Source organism: Hymenobacter telluris (assembly GCF_017313265.1).
In the GTDB taxonomy this organism is placed as follows: Bacteria; Bacteroidota; Bacteroidia; order Cytophagales; family Hymenobacteraceae; genus Hymenobacter; species Hymenobacter telluris.
The window spans coordinates 71378-86187 of sequence record NZ_JAFLQZ010000001.1 but is presented as its reverse complement, the minus strand read 5'-3'; the positions used below and the strand labels follow the sequence as shown (position 1 = coordinate 86187).

Sequence of the window (14810 nt, the reverse complement as noted above, 5' to 3'; positions counted from 1 at the left end):
GTGGTTTAATCATCTAGTTCACCACCCGCCCGACTACGGCAAACAGTGGGTCGGAATGACGCAGGGCCGGGCTCCGGTCGAGCAGCTCGATAGTGTGCCAATTACCGGCGGCTTGCAGGTATTGCTGCACCAGCACCAAGTGGCCCCGGTCGTCGAGGGCGTGCCAGGCGGCTATGGCTTTGCTGGGGAAGCACCGGTTGGAAAAGGTGATAACCAGCGGCGCCCCGGGCTGCATCACGCGGGCTAACTCGCGGAGCACGGCCACCGGCTGGGTCAGGTAGTCGATGGATACGCAAATGGCGGCCCCGGTGAAGGTGTTGTCCTGGAAAGGCAAGGCGGGCTGCTGGTTGAGGTCCTGCACCACGTACTCGGCCAGGCGTGGGTTGGCACGCAGCTCCATTTCGTTCATGCCCAGCCCAACCACCCGCTCATACGGCACCTCGGCGGGCAGGTGGCTCACCCAGCTACTCATCAAATCGAGCAGGGTGCTGCCGGCCGGAAAATACTCCCGGTACAGCTGCGTAACGGCTGCAATTGCCCCTTCATCAATGTGCGTAACGAAGCGCGGGTGGTGGTAGAACTCGGTGTCGGGCGTTTCATCCTGGCGCCGGAAAGTGCCCGGCGGGAAAGAGAAGCTGTTAGGGTCGTGCGGCATAGCAGGCAGTTTAGCTGGCAAACCAATTCACCAGCAAATAGTAACGAGAAAAGCCGCTTGTTTTCTGTAAGCAGAACGCAAGCGGCTTTTTCAGCAAGTATATACGGCGCACTAGCGGCGGCTACAGCTGCTTGGTGAGCAGCAGGCCGCCGTAGGAGAAGCCATTCACGTTCACACCCTGCATGGGCACGATGGACAGGCCGGCGCGGCGGCCGGTTTTGTGCAGCTGCGGCACCACAATGCCCATAGTGGCCCCAAGGGCATAGCCCACAATGTTGTCGGAGAGGAAGTGCTTGCCGGCTTCCATGCGGTAGTAGGCCACGGCGGCCGGCACTACGGCGGCGGCGCCCCACACGAAAGGCTCGGCCGGCGAATCGGGGTTGAAATCGTGGAATACTTTGGCCGCGAAAAACGTGGCCGTAGCCGTGTGAGCAGTGTGGCCCGCGAAGAAAGAGTTGGTGGCAATTACGCTGGTGCCTTTGCTGATGGGCGCGTCGGAGCCGTAGGTGAACGGCCGGTAGCGCGACACGTTGCCCACCGTCATTGTGAAAATAGCATCGGTGGCCAGCATGGTTTGCAGGTACAGCCCCGCTACTTGCCCGTAACGAGCCCGAATGTCGGAGTTCAGGGCCAGCAGGCCGGGCGCTACCACCAACGAGCCGTAGCACAGATAGTCGCTGGCGGTTTGGGCCGATTCGCTGTAGTTGCCGGCCACAAACCGGTCGAACTTGGGCACGTCGTTTTTGTTGAGCTTCGCTATGTCGGCCTCGGTGAGGCTGGTTTTCTGCTGAATCAGGTAGAGCCCCACGCCGCTAACGGCCCCCAGGCCAAGCGAAATGGGTGCGTCAACACCGAAACGGGTTTGGTACGGCGACGGGGCCTTCTGGGCCGTAGCCTGTGGTCCGGCAGCCAACAACAGCGAGCCAGACAGCGTGAGCGTAGCGAGTAATTTCATGGGGCGAGAGAAAAGTAGATGCCGCTCAAACGCGGAACTGTGGAGCTAGGTTGCCTTACGATTACCAATCGTATTCTTTTAATCCAACTTCAGCAAGAACCCCAGAATACCAGCCAGCGAAACGCAGGCAACGTGGGGGTTGGCCGCAGCTTACGCCACCAGCCTCCAACAGGTACGGCAAGCCACCCGTACCGGATACTGCTCCGCCTACACGTTCAAGCACGGGAGGCAAACCGCTTAAAACTCAGAAGCAACCCAGTTGCTAGGGGCCGGCGCATGTGGCGTTGTAAAATTCCTCTGTAGTGTGCTGTTCTCAATGGATTCTCCGTTGGAAGCAGCCAAGCCGGCCGCAAACCTTTTTGGCCCTGACGTGCTGCTGCCGGAGCCGGAGGTGCAGCTTTGCAGGCTGGCAACCAACAAAGCAGCCCACCGGCCCGAGCATATAACGTCGGGTCGGCGGGCTTTTTTAGGTTCAGGGGGCACCCTCCTGTGGGTGGGCAGCATGGGTTATCCTACCTGCACCACAATTTTGCCGAAGTGCGAACCGCTGCCCATATACGCCAGCGCCTCTTTGGCCTCATCGAAGCTGAAGGTTTTGCTGATAACAGGCTTGAGGTGGTTACGGTCAAAAGCCACCAGCATGTCGGTCAGCATTTGGGTGCTGCCCACGTAGATGCCTTGCAGGCGTTGGGTGTTGAGGGGTAGCATGCTTAGGTTTGGCGCCTCATCATTGGGGCCACCTACGGCGCCAATCTGGAAGATGCTGCCCCCCGCTTTCAGGGCTTTGATGGAACGGGCCAGCTGGCCAGCCACTTCCAGCACGTGGGTTACGCCTTCGCCCTGGGTTAGCTCCCGGGCCTTTGCTTCCCAGTTGGGCGTCTGCTTGTAGTTGATGAGCTGGTCGGCGCCGAGGGCCTGGGCTTGCGCCAGCTTGTCGTCGGAGCTGGAGGTGATGATAACCTGCGCGCCCAGCAGCTTGGCGATTTGCAACCCGAAAACCGACACGCCGCCGGTGCCTTGCAGCAGCACGGTATCGGTAGGCTGGAGCCGGCCTTCTACCACCAACGAGTGCCAGGCCGTAACGCCAGCGCACGGAAACGCAGCCGCTTCTTCAAAGGAAAACGAGTCGGGCACTTTGGCTACGGCATCTTCCGGAAAACACACGTACTCGGCCAGTACGCCGTCGGTGCTGCCGCCCAGCGAGCGGGTGGTTTTGGCCGCGGAAAATGCGCCGTCGTGCCAATCGGGGAAGAAGTTGACGGCTACCCGGTCGCCGGCCCTGAACTTGGTAACGCTGGCTCCCACTTCCGTTACCAGCCCGGCGGCGTCGCTGAACGGAACGAACGGGAGCTTCTCGCCGGGGTAGCCAAACCAGCCGTTGGCCAGGGCCCAGTCGCGGTAGTTCAACGACACGGCTTTCACCTGAATCTTCACTTCATGGTCACGCGCAGTGGGCTCGTCGTATTCACCGAGCTTGAAGTTGTCCAGGTTTTTGGGGGCGTGCAGCTTATATGCTTTCATAAAATTCAAGGCAATGTGGTGGTAAGGCCCCTACAACCCGTAGCAGTTGAGGATTGTTAGCGCCGCTCTTTTCCGGGTAACAGCAACATTTGCGGAAGCCCGGCAGTATCATCTGCCACAGTTCATCTGCTGCTGAGTGTACTGCCGCGGGTGTACTCCACTTAAATCCTACAACCACTTATGGCCCCAGTCTCCCCCACAAACAGCATCGAATCGTCGCCGGCTCCTGCTACCGAGCCTAATCTTGTTGTGCTGGCCGGCGCTACCGGGGCGCTGGGCCTGCTGATTGCGCACCACCTACGCCAGCGCGGAGCCGCCGTGCGGGCCCTGGTGCGCCCCAGCGCCCTGCACAAAGCCGAAGCGCAATCGTTGCGGATACAGGGCGCCGAGGTGGTGGACGTTGACTACCACAGCGTGGCCGACCTCACAACGGCTTGCACCGGCGCCACCTGCGTGGTGTCGGCCTTATCCGGGCTGCGCGACATTATTGTGGACGCCCAAACGCGCCTGCTGGAGGCCGCCGTGGCCGCTGGTGTCCCCCGTTTCATCCCCTCCGACTTCTCCGCCGATTTCACCAAGCTGCCCGAAGGCTCGAACCGCAACTTTGATTTGCGCCGGGAGTTTCAGCGGCAACTCGACAAAGCCCCCATTCAGGCCACGTCGGTGCTCAATGGCATGTTCATGGATTTGCTCACGGGCCAGGCACCGCTGGTGCAGCCGGGCATCAGCCGGATAGTGTACTGGGGCGACGCCGACCAGCCACTGGACTTCACCACCATGGTAGACACGGCCGCCTTCACCGCCGCCGCCGCCCTCGACCCAAACACCCCGCGCTACCTGCGCGTGGCCGGTGATGTGCAAAGCATCCGGGGCCTGCAAGCAGCCGCTAGCACAGCTATGGGCAAAGAGTTCAAGCTACTACGGGTAGGCGGCCTGGGCGTGCTGGCCACTATGATCAAGCTAACGAAAACACTAGCCCCCGCCAAAGACGAGGTGTTTCCGCCGTGGCAGGGCATGCAGTACATGCACAACATGCTCACCGGCCAGGCCAAGCTAGCCGAACCGCTCGATAACGCCCGCTACCCCGACATTCAGTACACCAAGGTGCAGGACCTACTGGCCCACAAATAGCCGCAGCTTGTACGCAACGGAGCCTGACCGATACGCCATAGTGCTTCGGTCAGGCTCTTTTTATTTTTAAGGATTTTCTGTGCGGGGGATGCTATTAGCAGGGGGTGAAGAACCCTACTTCTTGCAGCACGCCTTTCTTGAAAAACAGCACCAAAGAGTAATCCGTCCACTCACCCTTGTACTTGAAAGGCAAGCTCATTTCTTCTCCCAGGCGCCCTGGCGCGGGCACATCAGCGTCTTTGGCCGATAATGGGTAAAAGCGGCGCACGTCTTTTAGGGTCGTGTTCTTGTCGAGCACTAGCTTGCCCAGCTTCCCCTGAAACTTTCCCGACGTAACGTCGAAGCTGCTTAGAACGGCCGTGGATTTATATACTTCATAAACAGTTCGACCATAGTACCATATATCGGCTTTGTCACTCAATCCGGTGTCCAGCATGCCAGCGCACTCCACTGCTTCTCGCGCAATACTGTCGGGGCGTCCGAGTTGCTTTACCAGGGCTTGAATGGTTGTTTCATCGTGCTGCTGGCCGTTGATGGTAAGCATATCATTCCGTATAAATTCTGGATTCGCTCGGGCCGCTGCCGCAATACTGTCATAATTGACAGGCCGCACCGTAGCAGCAGGTTGCACCGCGGCCGGCTTGGCTGGTGCTGCTGCGCTGGCCGCGGCGGGCGTGGACGGGTTGCTTTGGCAGGCGACGGCCAGGCTCAGTAGCAGCGGCGACAACTGGAATAGAAGTTTCATAGCGGGTGATAGATAAAGTGGTATTGGGGTCGCAGGCTGATTTCGGGGGCAATACTAGCAGATTAGGCTGGCACTCTAGTTTTTCCCGTTAGAGCCCGAATGATATACACTGTGCTATGTTACAGAGCGTTACTGCTTACTACCTAAACTACTTACTACCTAACCACCAACTTATTATGAAAGCTTCCTTACTTGGCTTATTACTAGTTGCGCCTTGGCTGGCCCAGGCCCAAACACCATTTACCGTTAAGGGCACGATTGGCAAGCTGAACGCCCCGGCCAAAATCTATCTATTCCGAGGTATGGAGCCCGCCGACTCTGCCACGCTCAAGAATGGCACGTTCGAGTTCAAGGGTACCACCGATATACCGAAGCCAGCAAGCCTGGTAGTGAAGCGCAACGGCAAGCCGGACAACAACATGTTTAGGCAGAACGATGAAGCCAGAATATACCTGGAGCCCAGCACTATCGTGGTTACCACCTCCGATTCGTTGAAGAATGCTACCGTCAAGGGTGGCTCCATCAACGCCGACCACCAACGGTTTGTGGCCTCTTCAAAACCCTTGCTTCCCAAGCAAAAAGCCATGGAAGTGGAATATCAGAAGGCAACTGCCCAACAACGGGAAACGCCTGAGTTCAAAGAGCGAATGGAAGCCATGGGGCAGGCCCTGTTCAAAGAATATGCGCAGAACGACATGGCGTTTATTAAAGCCAACCCCAATTCCTGGGTCAGCTTGTACGCTTTGCATAGCTTGAAAATGATACAGCAACCGCAATACGAAGCAGTTGCGCCGCTCTATGAAGCGCTAAGCCCCGAGCTAAAGAACAGCGCCCCCGGCCGCCAGTACGGCGACATGGTGCGCGGGCTCAAAGTCACGGCCCTGGGCGCGCAAGCTCCTGGCTTCACCCAAAAGACACCCGATGGCAAAGCGGTGTCGTTGGCCGACTACCGCGGCAAATATGTGCTGATTGATTTCTGGGCTTCCTGGTGCAAACCTTGCCGCGCCGAAAATCCGGCCGTTACCAAAATCTACAACGAGTTCAAAGGCCGCAACTTCGACATTCTGGGCGTGTCGCTCGACGACGAGAAAGGGCGTACCAAGTGGCTGAAAGCCATCCAAGACGACCAGCTACCCTGGACGCAGGTATCGGACTTGCGCGGCTGGGAAAACCAGGTGGCCCGGCTCTATGGGGTGCAGGGCATTCCGCAAAACTTCCTGATTGACCCCACCGGTAAAATCGTAGCCTTCAACCTGAAAGGCGACGACCTGAAAAACACGCTAGCCCGCTACCTCAAGTAGGAAGCTAGGAGCTTGCAGACAGAAGTTAGGAGGTAGTCGAGCAGAGCTAGAATCTAGAAGCTAGTTCCCCTCCTCAGATGAGGAGGGGTTAGGGGTGGTTGACCACTCGTTGAACATCATCTAGCGCTAGTTTCTAGTTCTAGTGTTTCAACCACCCCTAGCCCCTCCTTATCTAAGGAGGGGAACTAGCCTCTTGCCACTTACGGACCAACAACCCCAAACCGCATACTCCGGAATTTCACTATCATAGCAGCCATGAAGAAACTTCTGCTGTCTGGTTTTGTATGCAGCCTGCTTGCGGGGCAGGTGGCATGCGCGCAACCCTCCCGCCCCGCCAAACCAAAGCCCACTGCTGCCACTTCAACGTCGGGCAACCCGATTCTGCCGGGCTGGTACGCCGACCCCGAAGCCATCATCTTCGGTAAGAACTACTGGATATACCCTACCTATTCGGCGCCGTACAACCAGCAGGTGTTCATGGATGCCTTTTCGTCGCCGGATTTGGTGCACTGGACCAAGCACCCGCGCATTGTGGATACGGCCAGCGTTAAGTGGGCCAAGCGGGCTATGTGGGCGCCGTCCGTCATCAAGAAAGACAGCAAGTATTTTCTGTTTTTCGGGGCCAACGATGTGCACGAGGGTGAAATTGGCGGCATTGGGGTAGCCGTGGCCGACCGGCCGGAAGGGCCTTTCAAAGACCACCTGGGCAAGCCGCTCGTCGGCAACATCCACAACGGCGCCCAACCCATCGACCAGTTTGTGTTTCAAGACAAGGATGGGCAGTACTACTTGCTGTACGGCGGCTGGTCGCATTGCAATATTGCGCGCCTCAAGCCCGATTTTACTGGCTTCCTGCCTTTTCCTGATGGCAGCACCTTCAAAGAAATTACGCCGCAGAACTACGTGGAAGGGCCGCTCATGTTCCAGCGCGGCGGTAAGTACTACTTCATGTGGAGCGAAGGCGGCTGGACCGGGCCCAACTACTCGGTGGCCTACGCCGTAGCCGATTCGCCGCTGGGGCCGTGGCAGCGGGCGGGCAGAATCTTGCAGCAAGACCCGAAAGTAGCCACCGGCGCCGGCCACCACTCGGTGCTGCAAGTGCCGGGCACCGACGAATGGTACATCGTGTACCACCGGCGCCCCCTCACCGAAACCGACCAGAACCACCGCGTCACGTGCATCGACCGGATGTATTTCGACGCGCAGGGCCGCATTCAGCCTGTGCAAATCACGCAGGAAGGTGTGGCCCCCCGCAAGCTGTAGCGGGTAAGCGCATACGGTCCGGCACCTACGCATCCAACTACTTGCTTCTTAACGCATTCGTTAGCAAACCGCAAGCTTCTTCTCACTTATAGAACAACTGGTATGCGCCTGCTGGCTCTCACTTACCTTGTTACTGCCCACCTGCTACTGTGGGGCTGCGCTTTAAAGAAGACCGACAAGCCGCAACCGGAGCCTAATACTGCTGTGCTGATTTTCAGCAAAACCAGTGGTTTCCACCACGAGTCTATTCCGGCCGGCATCCGGGCCATTCGGGCACTAGGGCAGGCGCACGGGTTTCAGGTGGATACCACCACTAACGCCCAACTTTTCACGGCGGCCAGCCTAGGGCGCTACCAGGCCGTAGTATTTCTGAGCACCACGCAAGATGTACTGAACGAAGAGCAGCAGAGGGCTTTTGAGCAGTATATCCGGGGTGGCCGAGGGTTTGTTGGCATACATGCCGCTACCGATACCGAATACGACTGGCCCTGGTATGGGCAACTGGTGGGCGCTTATTTCAACGGGCACCCTGCCGTTCAACTGGCCACTGTTAGCGTGCCTGGCAATGCCCATCCGGCTACTACGGGGTTGCCGGCCCGCTGGCAGCGTACCGATGAGTGGTACAATTTCCGCAACATCAACCCCAATCTTACAGTGCTGGCTACACTTGACGAAAGCACGTATTCCGGCGGTACCAACGGGCCCGACCACCCTGTTGCCTGGTACCACGAGTTTGACGGTGGCCGCGCATTTTACACGGCGGGCGGCCACACCAACGAGAGCTTCGACGAGCCGTTATTCCGGCAGCACTTATTAGGCGGTATTCAATACGCCCTTGGCAAAAAATAAAGTTGTTCCAAACAAGTCCCATAGGCCAGATGATAGCAACGATGCCGACACTACATCCGGCTTACGCTCCGGGGGCTGTTGTCGAGCTAAGGGGAGCAGCGGGATGCCATTGCTCTGCTGTGCCGGCCGTTTTGCGGCCGATGCCGGTTTCGCGTAGCAGCAGGCTGGCCAGCAGGACGACGCTGGTGCAGTAAATCCGGAACAGGCCACCGGTGCTTTACCCGCCGGCTATGGCTTTTGTAGCGGCCACCGAAAGCTGATGCCTTTGGCGTCGTCGGTGCGCAAATCGAGCTGGCCGGGGTTGGACTTGGCGTCTTTCAACGAGCGTAGCGGGGTGAGGGAACAGTCGCCGGAAACGAGGGCCACGTTTTGGTAGGCAATAAAGACAAACAGATAGTCGCCAGGTATATAGTGATTCAGGAAATACCGCAAATCAAGCTGCGGCTGACTGACTTTCAGGCTAGGCAGCGCCGGCCGCCCTTTACGAATCAGCGTGACTTCGGCATTGCGGAACCGGTAGCGCTGCTCCGGGCACCCTGCCTCCGGCGCCACTTGCAACGTAACGCTCGGCACCAAAGCACTGCCCACCGCTGAAGAAATTTCCTGTCCGTTGTGCAGCAGGCGTATAACGGGCTTAGCGCAGTCGGTTTGGGCGGTAGTGGCGGTGGTCGACAGCAGTAGCGGAAGGAATAGCGCTTTCAGCATACAAATAGGCTATAGTGACGGTATTAAACGACGGAGCTGTTGCCTTATGTATCCATCATCCTTCCAGGAGCCACCACCCAACAAAAACGCCGATTACTGCTGCCCTACTACTGGCACCGCCGCGGCCGAAAGCGCCGCAAATAACCGGTCGCTGCTGAAGCTGAAAGCCACCGAGCTGCCGCCGTTGCTAATGTGGGTGGAGTAGGTTTTCGACCAGAGAAACGTGTGCTCCTGCATCGGCCCAAAAGCCGACCAGGGGATGAACAGCGGCGGGTGCCCAACAAAGAAAATCTTCCAGGTAGTTAGGTATAGGCCCTGCGGAGTAATACCAACCCGGGCGGCGTTTTTGTAGTTGGCCACCCCAACGCGCAGGAACGTCAGCGTTTCCCGGTTCACGGTGTCAGGCACTGCTTCTATAGCATACTGGGCAGCCAAGCGGTACCAACCCATGCGGGATATCATAAACACGACCAAGCACCAAAAAGCCCCGAAAACGGGGATAAACAACACCGGAAGCCAGGGTACAATAGGATGCATATACCTGCATACGTTTCTAGCTGGCAAGCGGTTAGTACGCCTGCTTCCTAGCATATAGCAGTTTCACGAGCAGTGTAGCGGCGGGCTCCTGCCAGGCCAGCGGCCGGCTGCCTGTAGTCGTGGCGGAGGTTTGTAGTCGACTCCATAACCATATCAGCGGAGAGCATCTGGCAGTTGTTGAAGCCGTAAAATGGGCACGCCCACGTAGCTGCCCCCGAACTCCCAAGTGTGTTTCTCAGCGAGTTATACCGCAGTGGCTCCCTGGCCGGCCAACAGTGGGTTCTCGGCCAGAAAAAGCTTGATTCGCTCCACTAAGCTCTGCTCCATTCGGTGGGGTTGAAAGCGGCTAGGTTACTATTGTGCTTCGGCGTCGCGGGCGGCTATCCATTCCAGAATGGCGGTATCGGCACCACCCACTTCCACTATTCGGCTGCCGTGCAGCATGGCACCCAGGCCGTGCTCTTCTTCCCAGCTGCACACAAACTCGTAGCCGGTGTAGCTCAGGCCGTCGTTGGCGGTGGGAAACACGTTGATGGCCGTGAGCTGCACCAGCCCGGCCAGCTGCGCCGGCTCGGTTAGCACCGGCAAGTAGCGGGCAGCTTCTTCCTCGTCGTAGCCGTTTTCGTCGCGCCAGGTTAGGTAATCTTGCTGGTACCAGCCAAACACTGCCGCCAGAATGGCCTCGCGCACCGCTGCGGCCTGCGTTGTGAGCAGCTCATACGCTGCCGCCTGCGCCGGGCTCGGCAGTGCGGGCTCGTCGTTTTCAGTGGACACGCGCACTTCCACGGTGCCATCAACAGGCAGTGAAGTTTCATCGGGCAGGCGCATTCCTGCCCAGGTGGGCAGCTGCACCAAGCCCGACCAGGCGTACCCATCCCACGCAAGCGGCGGAAACGGCGGGGCAAGAGTTTGAGGAACAAGCATATGACGTGGCGTTACGTTGGTACTATTCTATACCGGTTCTATACGACCAGCTTGTTACGCTAGCCATACGGGCTGGCGCTAATGGCAGGTCGTTGCAGATGCGTACTTGTACCTGAGGCATACGTGCCAGAATCCGCTACTACCGCGAGGCTGTCGGCTGAAACCAGCGCTGATAGCCGGGCGCTACCAGGCGCTGCCACTCCGGGTGCCGCTTCAGGTAGCTGGTCACGAAGGGGCACAGCGGAATCAGCTGCCGCTGCCGCCGCTCCACTTCCGTTAGCACTTTTTCCACCAGCGCCGAGCCTACCCCCTGCCCTTCCAGCTGCGGCGGCACTTCGGTATGAAACAGGGCAATGGCTTCGGGCCGGTCGCCGTACTCCATGAAGGCGGTGGCGTGGTTCACGGTCAGCTCGAAGCGGTGGCTGCCGCTGTTGTCGAGGAGCGGGAGGTCTTGCAGTTCGGGTTTCATAGTGGGTAAGGTATAGAGGGCGGGTTAAACACAAGGGGTAAATAACTCAAGTTGCGGACTAGCCGCGTAGCGGCCTAAGGTTGGTAGCCCAGCAGGCCACAGACGGGCCGCGCCGCGTAGCGGTGCCAGAGACACAACTCCTTCTGGCACCGCTACGCGGCGCACCGTTCCAACAGAATCCGGTAGCTACCAACCTTTCGCCGCTACGCGGCTAGTCCGCAACTTAGGTTAAATACAGTAAGATATTGCTTGGAAACGCAAAGCGCCGCCCCGGTGTACCGAGGCGGCGCTAACTTTTTGGGCCGCAAGTTTAGGGCTTCCACTGGGTGCGGCGGTAGTGCTTCCAGCTTCGCTGTTGCTTGGCCAGCGTAGCGTTGCTGGTTTCGGGGCCGTGGGGAAAGCAGTAGGCGCAGCCACGGGTGTTGCCGAAAATAACGCGCGACACCTGCACGTTGGAAAACTTCACGGGGAAGGCGGCAAAGTGTCCTTCTTCTACGGTGCCAAAGGCTTGCTTGAGTTTCTTAACTCGTTTCATGGGGCTTTGAGTTGGTACTCAAAGCGGGCTGCCTTTGGCAAAAACGGATAAGTAAATCATAGCAGCATAACCGCACGTTCAGCGGAAGCCCCAAAGTAGAAAAACTGCCGGACTACGGAAACCAAGGGAGACCAATGACTGGCTTCTGCGTGCAGGAGGCTGCCCGGCAACTACTTCAGCTTGATGCCCTGCGCCTCCATGTGCTTTTCGGCCGCGTTTTGGTTGGCCAGGAACTCGGCGTGCTGCTCGGGCGTGCGCTCAGTACCGAGTTGGGCCAGATGCTCCTTCACTTGGTTGGCCGGCAGGTCGTTGCAGTAGATGGGGCCGCCGGGCTGCTGTCGCCACGACTCGCGCATGGTGCCACCGTCCACGGCGTCGAAGCCCAGCTCCTCTACCAAGGCCATTACTTTCTGCTTGGCCGCGGTGTCATCACTGGCTACGGGCAGGCCGATGCGGCCGGGCGTACCGGCGGGCTGGCCGTTCTTTTCGAGGTGCTCGGCGAAGATGTTGTTGAACACCTTCACCACCGGACGGCCCAGATGCTGCTGCACCCAGCCGCTTTCGGTCAGGTCGCCGGTTTCAAGCTCCGGAATCTGGCCGTCGCGCAGCAAGGGGTAGTAATTGCTGGTATCGATGATGGGCACCGCCGGAGCCACACCCTCGAACAGGTTGTTGGGCAGGTCTGGGATTTTCTCCAGCGGGATGGTCACCACAATAAAGTCGCTGCCGCGTTGAGCAGCCTCCTCGGCCGTAACAGCCGTAGCGCCCGTCTTCTGCTCCACGTCTTTCAGGGTTTCCGGCCCGCGGGAGTTGGCAATGTAAACTGAATGGCCAAGGCTGGTAAGCCGCACGGCCAGGGCGCTGCCGATGTAGCCGGCCCCAATGATTCCGATGTTCATAGTTAAGTTGTTTGGTTCGTGCGCCAGTGATGTGCCGGTGCAGGGAGGTAAACAACGAAGGCGGGCGTTTTGCTTTTTTCTTGTTGGGGCAAGCTAGAGTGAGCAACGCCTAGGTTACGGTAAATAGAGGAGTGATAAGTTTATCAAAGGAAGTATGATATGCTATTCCTTTTGATAGATTTGCGAAATAGGCTCATCACTTATCGAATGTCAAGATGCTCCAAACGTATATACAAAACCGAAAAACTTTTTACTTCACAGATCCATCTAGAACAGACAGCAGTGAAAATATATTTACAATAATTGTTGGAAAGAACGGCAGTGGAAAAAGCCGCTTACTAAGCTCAATAGTTTCAGAATTTATTGACACATCAAGGAAAGACCTCTTTTATAATGATATTGGTTTTAGAGAAACTTCACTTAAGGGAGTATTACAACATTCTGGTTCACCCCAGAAAATCATTACAGCGTCAACAAGCCCGTTTGACAGATTCCCATTAGGACGAAAATTTGAACACATTACCGGATATTCATATTTAGGATTAAGAGATTTACCAAGCTAAAATTTTGGCTTGGCATATATGTCAAAAATCATATCATCACTACTTGAATCACTTGCAGAAGATAATAAACAGATTAAGAGTATCACTAGTGTCCTGAACTATTTAGGGTATAATAATACTATACAAATCAGGATTGAACCTAGGCTATCTAATAGATTAGCTTACGAACTATCGAATTCTCATAACACAGATCCAGTACAAATTTTTGAAGAATTATTCAACAAAAAATCTATTGGTCCTGTAGTACCAATAAACAAAAGATTTTTTTTATCACCCTGATGGTATAATAGATGAAAATAAAATAGATTTTTTAATTCAAATAGTTAGAGAATGGTATCCAACAAGAAGCAAAAAACATATCTATATTGACATAGATGAAAATGGAATTTATAGTCAAGAATTACTAAATATCCCTTTAACCCAATTAATATTTTTAATGCATTCCGGTATTCTAAGATTAAGAGAAGTCAACCTGAGCAAAATAAATACAAATAGACCATATTCAATTATTGACGCAAGTTCCGGTGAGCAATCCGTAGTTATAGGTTTCCTAGGAATAGCAAGCCAAATTAAAGATAATTCATTAATCTGCATTGACGAACCTGAAATTTGTCTTCACCCTGAGTGGCAGGAGAAATATATAAAATTATTATTAGACACATTCAAACACTACAAAGGCTGCCACTTTTTGATAGCAACACACTCCCCGCAAATTATATCCAACTTAGACACCAATAACTGCTTTGTTTTATCAATGGATACTGGAAAAATCACAAATGCTGATTCTTTAATTAACAATTCAATAGACTTTCAACTAGCCAACGTATTCAAATCACCAGGATTTAAAAATGAATATTTATCAAGGATAGCACTTAGTGTATTTACCAAAGTAAGTTCTAAGAAACAGTTTGACAACAAAGACACGGAAAATTATACAGTATTAATCTCACAAGAAAATTTCTTAGACAGGGAAGACCCTGTCTATACTCTACTTCTGGCAATCAAAAAACTGCACAAACTATATGCCAGAAATTAACAACCCAATAATATACTCTTCTGATGCACAGATATTAGTCCAATCAAAAGAAGCCCAAATAGGCATAAGCTTCAATTAAACGGATTGGAGTTGTAATGAACTTCAAGATTTACGAAAAGAAATACGTGATTTTTACAAAATAGAACAAAGAGGCATATGTGCTTTTTGCAGAAACAGTGTATCTATGACATCTACGTTAAATTGCCATGTAGAACACATTGTACCAAAGTCGAAGCATATTACATTCATATTTGAGCCTAAAAATCTTTGTGTAGTTTGTGCCGAATGTAATACGATAAAAAAAGAACAAGAAACCTTAGATATTATTGAGGATACGTTAACGTTAAGCAAGGGCAAAACAAGAAAAAGATACCCAACGGTTTCAAACGCATTCAAGATTGTACACCCTCATTTTGACAGATACCAAGACCATATTATCAGACTTGGTGATTATTATTATGTTGACAGAACAAAAAAAGGAAGCTTCACTATTGGCGCATGCAGGTTAAATAGATTGCTATATGAATTTGGCTGGCAGGAGACATTTCATAGTGACAATGAATTAATAGAACTGATGACAAATTACCTTGAAACAGATGACTCGCTGGAAAGAATAAGAATACTTAGAAAATTAACTACGATTGGTTTAGAGTCATCTCAAGAGTAATAAATAGGGGCTACAAAACTGATGTAGCCCCTATTTATAAAGCGTTGCAATAGTA

General features: G+C 54.7%; 17 protein-coding genes. 7 read left to right on the top strand and 10 right to left on the bottom strand.

Annotated elements, in window-relative coordinates:
- Positions 1 to 13: 13 nt before the first annotated feature.
- From J0X19_RS00355 to J0X19_RS00345, 3 genes are all read right to left on the bottom strand, one after another.
- Positions 14 to 655, bottom strand: a complete 642-nt coding sequence (locus J0X19_RS00355) for a class I SAM-dependent methyltransferase (RefSeq protein WP_206979898.1) — start codon at positions 653 to 655, stop codon at positions 14 to 16.
- Between the two features lie 121 nt (positions 656 to 776).
- Positions 777 to 1610: a phosphatase PAP2 family protein gene (locus J0X19_RS00350; RefSeq protein WP_206979897.1), complete on the bottom strand. Its 834-nt coding sequence runs from the start codon at positions 1608 to 1610 to the stop codon at positions 777 to 779.
- 507 nt (positions 1611 to 2117) lie between these two features.
- Entirely contained in the window at positions 2118 to 3131 is a 1014-nt protein-coding gene (locus J0X19_RS00345) for a zinc-dependent alcohol dehydrogenase family protein (RefSeq protein WP_206979896.1), read from the bottom strand.
- A 180-nt stretch (positions 3132 to 3311) separates the two neighbouring features.
- On the opposite strand from J0X19_RS00345, the gene J0X19_RS00340 reads away from it, so the two are divergent.
- Positions 3312 to 4262, top strand: a complete 951-nt coding sequence (locus tag J0X19_RS00340) for an NmrA family NAD(P)-binding protein (RefSeq protein ID WP_206979895.1) — start codon at positions 3312 to 3314, stop codon at positions 4260 to 4262.
- Positions 4263 to 4356: 94 nt separating this feature from the next.
- Here the strand turns inward: J0X19_RS00340 and J0X19_RS00335 are convergent, their stop codons facing one another.
- Complete coding sequence (locus J0X19_RS00335; protein ID WP_206979894.1) at positions 4357 to 5007, bottom strand: hypothetical protein; 651 nt, start codon at positions 5005 to 5007, stop codon at positions 4357 to 4359.
- A 176-nt stretch (positions 5008 to 5183) separates the two neighbouring features.
- On the opposite strand from J0X19_RS00335, the gene J0X19_RS00330 reads away from it, so the two are divergent.
- The 3 genes from J0X19_RS00330 (at position 5184) to J0X19_RS00320 (ending at position 8420) form a co-directional block, all read left to right on the top strand.
- Complete coding sequence (locus J0X19_RS00330; RefSeq protein WP_242581756.1) at positions 5184 to 6308, top strand: TlpA disulfide reductase family protein; 1125 nt, start codon at positions 5184 to 5186, stop codon at positions 6306 to 6308.
- 255 nt (positions 6309 to 6563) lie between these two features.
- Complete coding sequence (locus J0X19_RS00325; RefSeq protein WP_206979893.1) at positions 6564 to 7571, top strand: glycoside hydrolase family 43 protein; 1008 nt, start codon at positions 6564 to 6566, stop codon at positions 7569 to 7571.
- A gap of 102 nt (positions 7572 to 7673) precedes the next feature.
- On the top strand, positions 7674 to 8420 hold the full coding sequence (locus J0X19_RS00320; protein WP_206979892.1) for a ThuA domain-containing protein: 747 nt from the start codon (positions 7674 to 7676) through the stop codon (positions 8418 to 8420).
- A 228-nt stretch (positions 8421 to 8648) separates the two neighbouring features.
- Here the strand turns inward: J0X19_RS00320 and J0X19_RS00315 are convergent, their stop codons facing one another.
- The 6 genes from J0X19_RS00315 to J0X19_RS00290 form a co-directional block, all read right to left on the bottom strand.
- Positions 8649 to 9125: a hypothetical protein gene (locus tag J0X19_RS00315; protein ID WP_206979891.1), complete on the bottom strand. Its 477-nt coding sequence runs from the start codon at positions 9123 to 9125 to the stop codon at positions 8649 to 8651.
- A gap of 93 nt (positions 9126 to 9218) precedes the next feature.
- Positions 9219 to 9533 (bottom strand): hypothetical protein, encoded by a 315-nt coding sequence (locus tag J0X19_RS00310; protein ID WP_206979890.1) that lies wholly within the window; start codon positions 9531 to 9533, stop codon positions 9219 to 9221.
- A gap of 483 nt (positions 9534 to 10016) precedes the next feature.
- Positions 10017 to 10586 (bottom strand): DUF6985 domain-containing protein, encoded by a 570-nt coding sequence (locus tag J0X19_RS00305; protein WP_206979889.1) that lies wholly within the window; start codon positions 10584 to 10586, stop codon positions 10017 to 10019.
- A 139-nt stretch (positions 10587 to 10725) separates the two neighbouring features.
- Positions 10726 to 11055, bottom strand: coding sequence for a GNAT family N-acetyltransferase (locus J0X19_RS00300; protein ID WP_206979888.1), 330 nt, complete (start codon positions 11053 to 11055; stop codon positions 10726 to 10728).
- A gap of 310 nt (positions 11056 to 11365) precedes the next feature.
- Positions 11366 to 11590, bottom strand: a complete 225-nt coding sequence (locus J0X19_RS00295; protein WP_206979887.1) for a hypothetical protein — start codon at positions 11588 to 11590, stop codon at positions 11366 to 11368.
- 170 nt (positions 11591 to 11760) lie between these two features.
- On the bottom strand, positions 11761 to 12489 hold the full coding sequence (locus J0X19_RS00290; RefSeq protein ID WP_206979886.1) for an NADPH-dependent F420 reductase: 729 nt from the start codon (positions 12487 to 12489) through the stop codon (positions 11761 to 11763).
- 215 nt (positions 12490 to 12704) lie between these two features.
- Between J0X19_RS00290 and J0X19_RS00285 the strand changes: the two genes are divergently transcribed.
- The 3 genes from J0X19_RS00285 (at position 12705) to J0X19_RS00275 (ending at position 14755) form a co-directional block, all read left to right on the top strand.
- Positions 12705 to 13052 carry a P-loop NTPase family protein gene (locus J0X19_RS00285; RefSeq protein WP_206979885.1) on the top strand — a complete coding sequence of 116 codons (348 nt, stop codon included), beginning with the start codon at positions 12705 to 12707 and terminating at the stop codon, positions 13050 to 13052.
- A gap of 436 nt (positions 13053 to 13488) precedes the next feature.
- The gene (locus tag J0X19_RS00280; RefSeq protein WP_206979884.1) at positions 13489 to 14088 is read left to right on the top strand and encodes an AAA family ATPase; all 600 of its coding nucleotides are present in this window, start codon (positions 13489 to 13491) and stop codon (positions 14086 to 14088) included.
- A 184-nt stretch (positions 14089 to 14272) separates the two neighbouring features.
- Complete coding sequence (locus J0X19_RS00275) at positions 14273 to 14755, top strand: hypothetical protein (RefSeq protein WP_206979883.1); 483 nt, start codon at positions 14273 to 14275, stop codon at positions 14753 to 14755.
- The last annotated feature ends 55 nt before the right edge of the window (positions 14756 to 14810 follow it).

Bases quoted from the DNA above. Each gene is read 5' to 3' on its own strand.
- J0X19_RS00280 (WP_206979884.1), top strand. From the start codon at position 13,489: ATGCATTCCGGTATTCTAAGATTAAGAGAAGTCAACCTGAGCAAAATA.
- J0X19_RS00315 (WP_206979891.1), bottom strand. From the start codon at position 9,125: ATGCTGAAAGCGCTATTCCTTCCGCTACTGCTGTCGACCACCGCCACT.
- J0X19_RS00275 (WP_206979883.1), top strand. From the start codon at position 14,273: ATGACATCTACGTTAAATTGCCATGTAGAACACATTGTACCAAAGTCG.
- J0X19_RS00295 (WP_206979887.1), bottom strand. From the start codon at position 11,590: ATGAAACGAGTTAAGAAACTCAAGCAAGCCTTTGGCACCGTAGAAGAA.
- J0X19_RS00355 (WP_206979898.1), bottom strand. From the start codon at position 655: ATGCCGCACGACCCTAACAGCTTCTCTTTCCCGCCGGGCACTTTCCGG.
- J0X19_RS00340 (WP_206979895.1), top strand. From the start codon at position 3,312: ATGGCCCCAGTCTCCCCCACAAACAGCATCGAATCGTCGCCGGCTCCT.
- J0X19_RS00345 (WP_206979896.1), bottom strand. From the start codon at position 3,131: ATGAAAGCATATAAGCTGCACGCCCCCAAAAACCTGGACAACTTCAAG.
- J0X19_RS00350 (WP_206979897.1), bottom strand. From the start codon at position 1,610: ATGAAATTACTCGCTACGCTCACGCTGTCTGGCTCGCTGTTGTTGGCT.
- J0X19_RS00285 (WP_206979885.1), top strand. From the start codon at position 12,705: ATGCTCCAAACGTATATACAAAACCGAAAAACTTTTTACTTCACAGAT.
- J0X19_RS00300 (WP_206979888.1), bottom strand. From the start codon at position 11,055: ATGAAACCCGAACTGCAAGACCTCCCGCTCCTCGACAACAGCGGCAGC.
- J0X19_RS00290 (WP_206979886.1), bottom strand. From the start codon at position 12,489: ATGAACATCGGAATCATTGGGGCCGGCTACATCGGCAGCGCCCTGGCC.
- J0X19_RS00305 (WP_206979889.1), bottom strand. From the start codon at position 10,586: ATGCTTGTTCCTCAAACTCTTGCCCCGCCGTTTCCGCCGCTTGCGTGG.
- J0X19_RS00335 (WP_206979894.1), bottom strand. From the start codon at position 5,007: ATGAAACTTCTATTCCAGTTGTCGCCGCTGCTACTGAGCCTGGCCGTC.
- J0X19_RS00325 (WP_206979893.1), top strand. From the start codon at position 6,564: ATGAAGAAACTTCTGCTGTCTGGTTTTGTATGCAGCCTGCTTGCGGGG.
- J0X19_RS00320 (WP_206979892.1), top strand. From the start codon at position 7,674: ATGCGCCTGCTGGCTCTCACTTACCTTGTTACTGCCCACCTGCTACTG.
- J0X19_RS00330 (WP_242581756.1), top strand. From the start codon at position 5,184: ATGAAAGCTTCCTTACTTGGCTTATTACTAGTTGCGCCTTGGCTGGCC.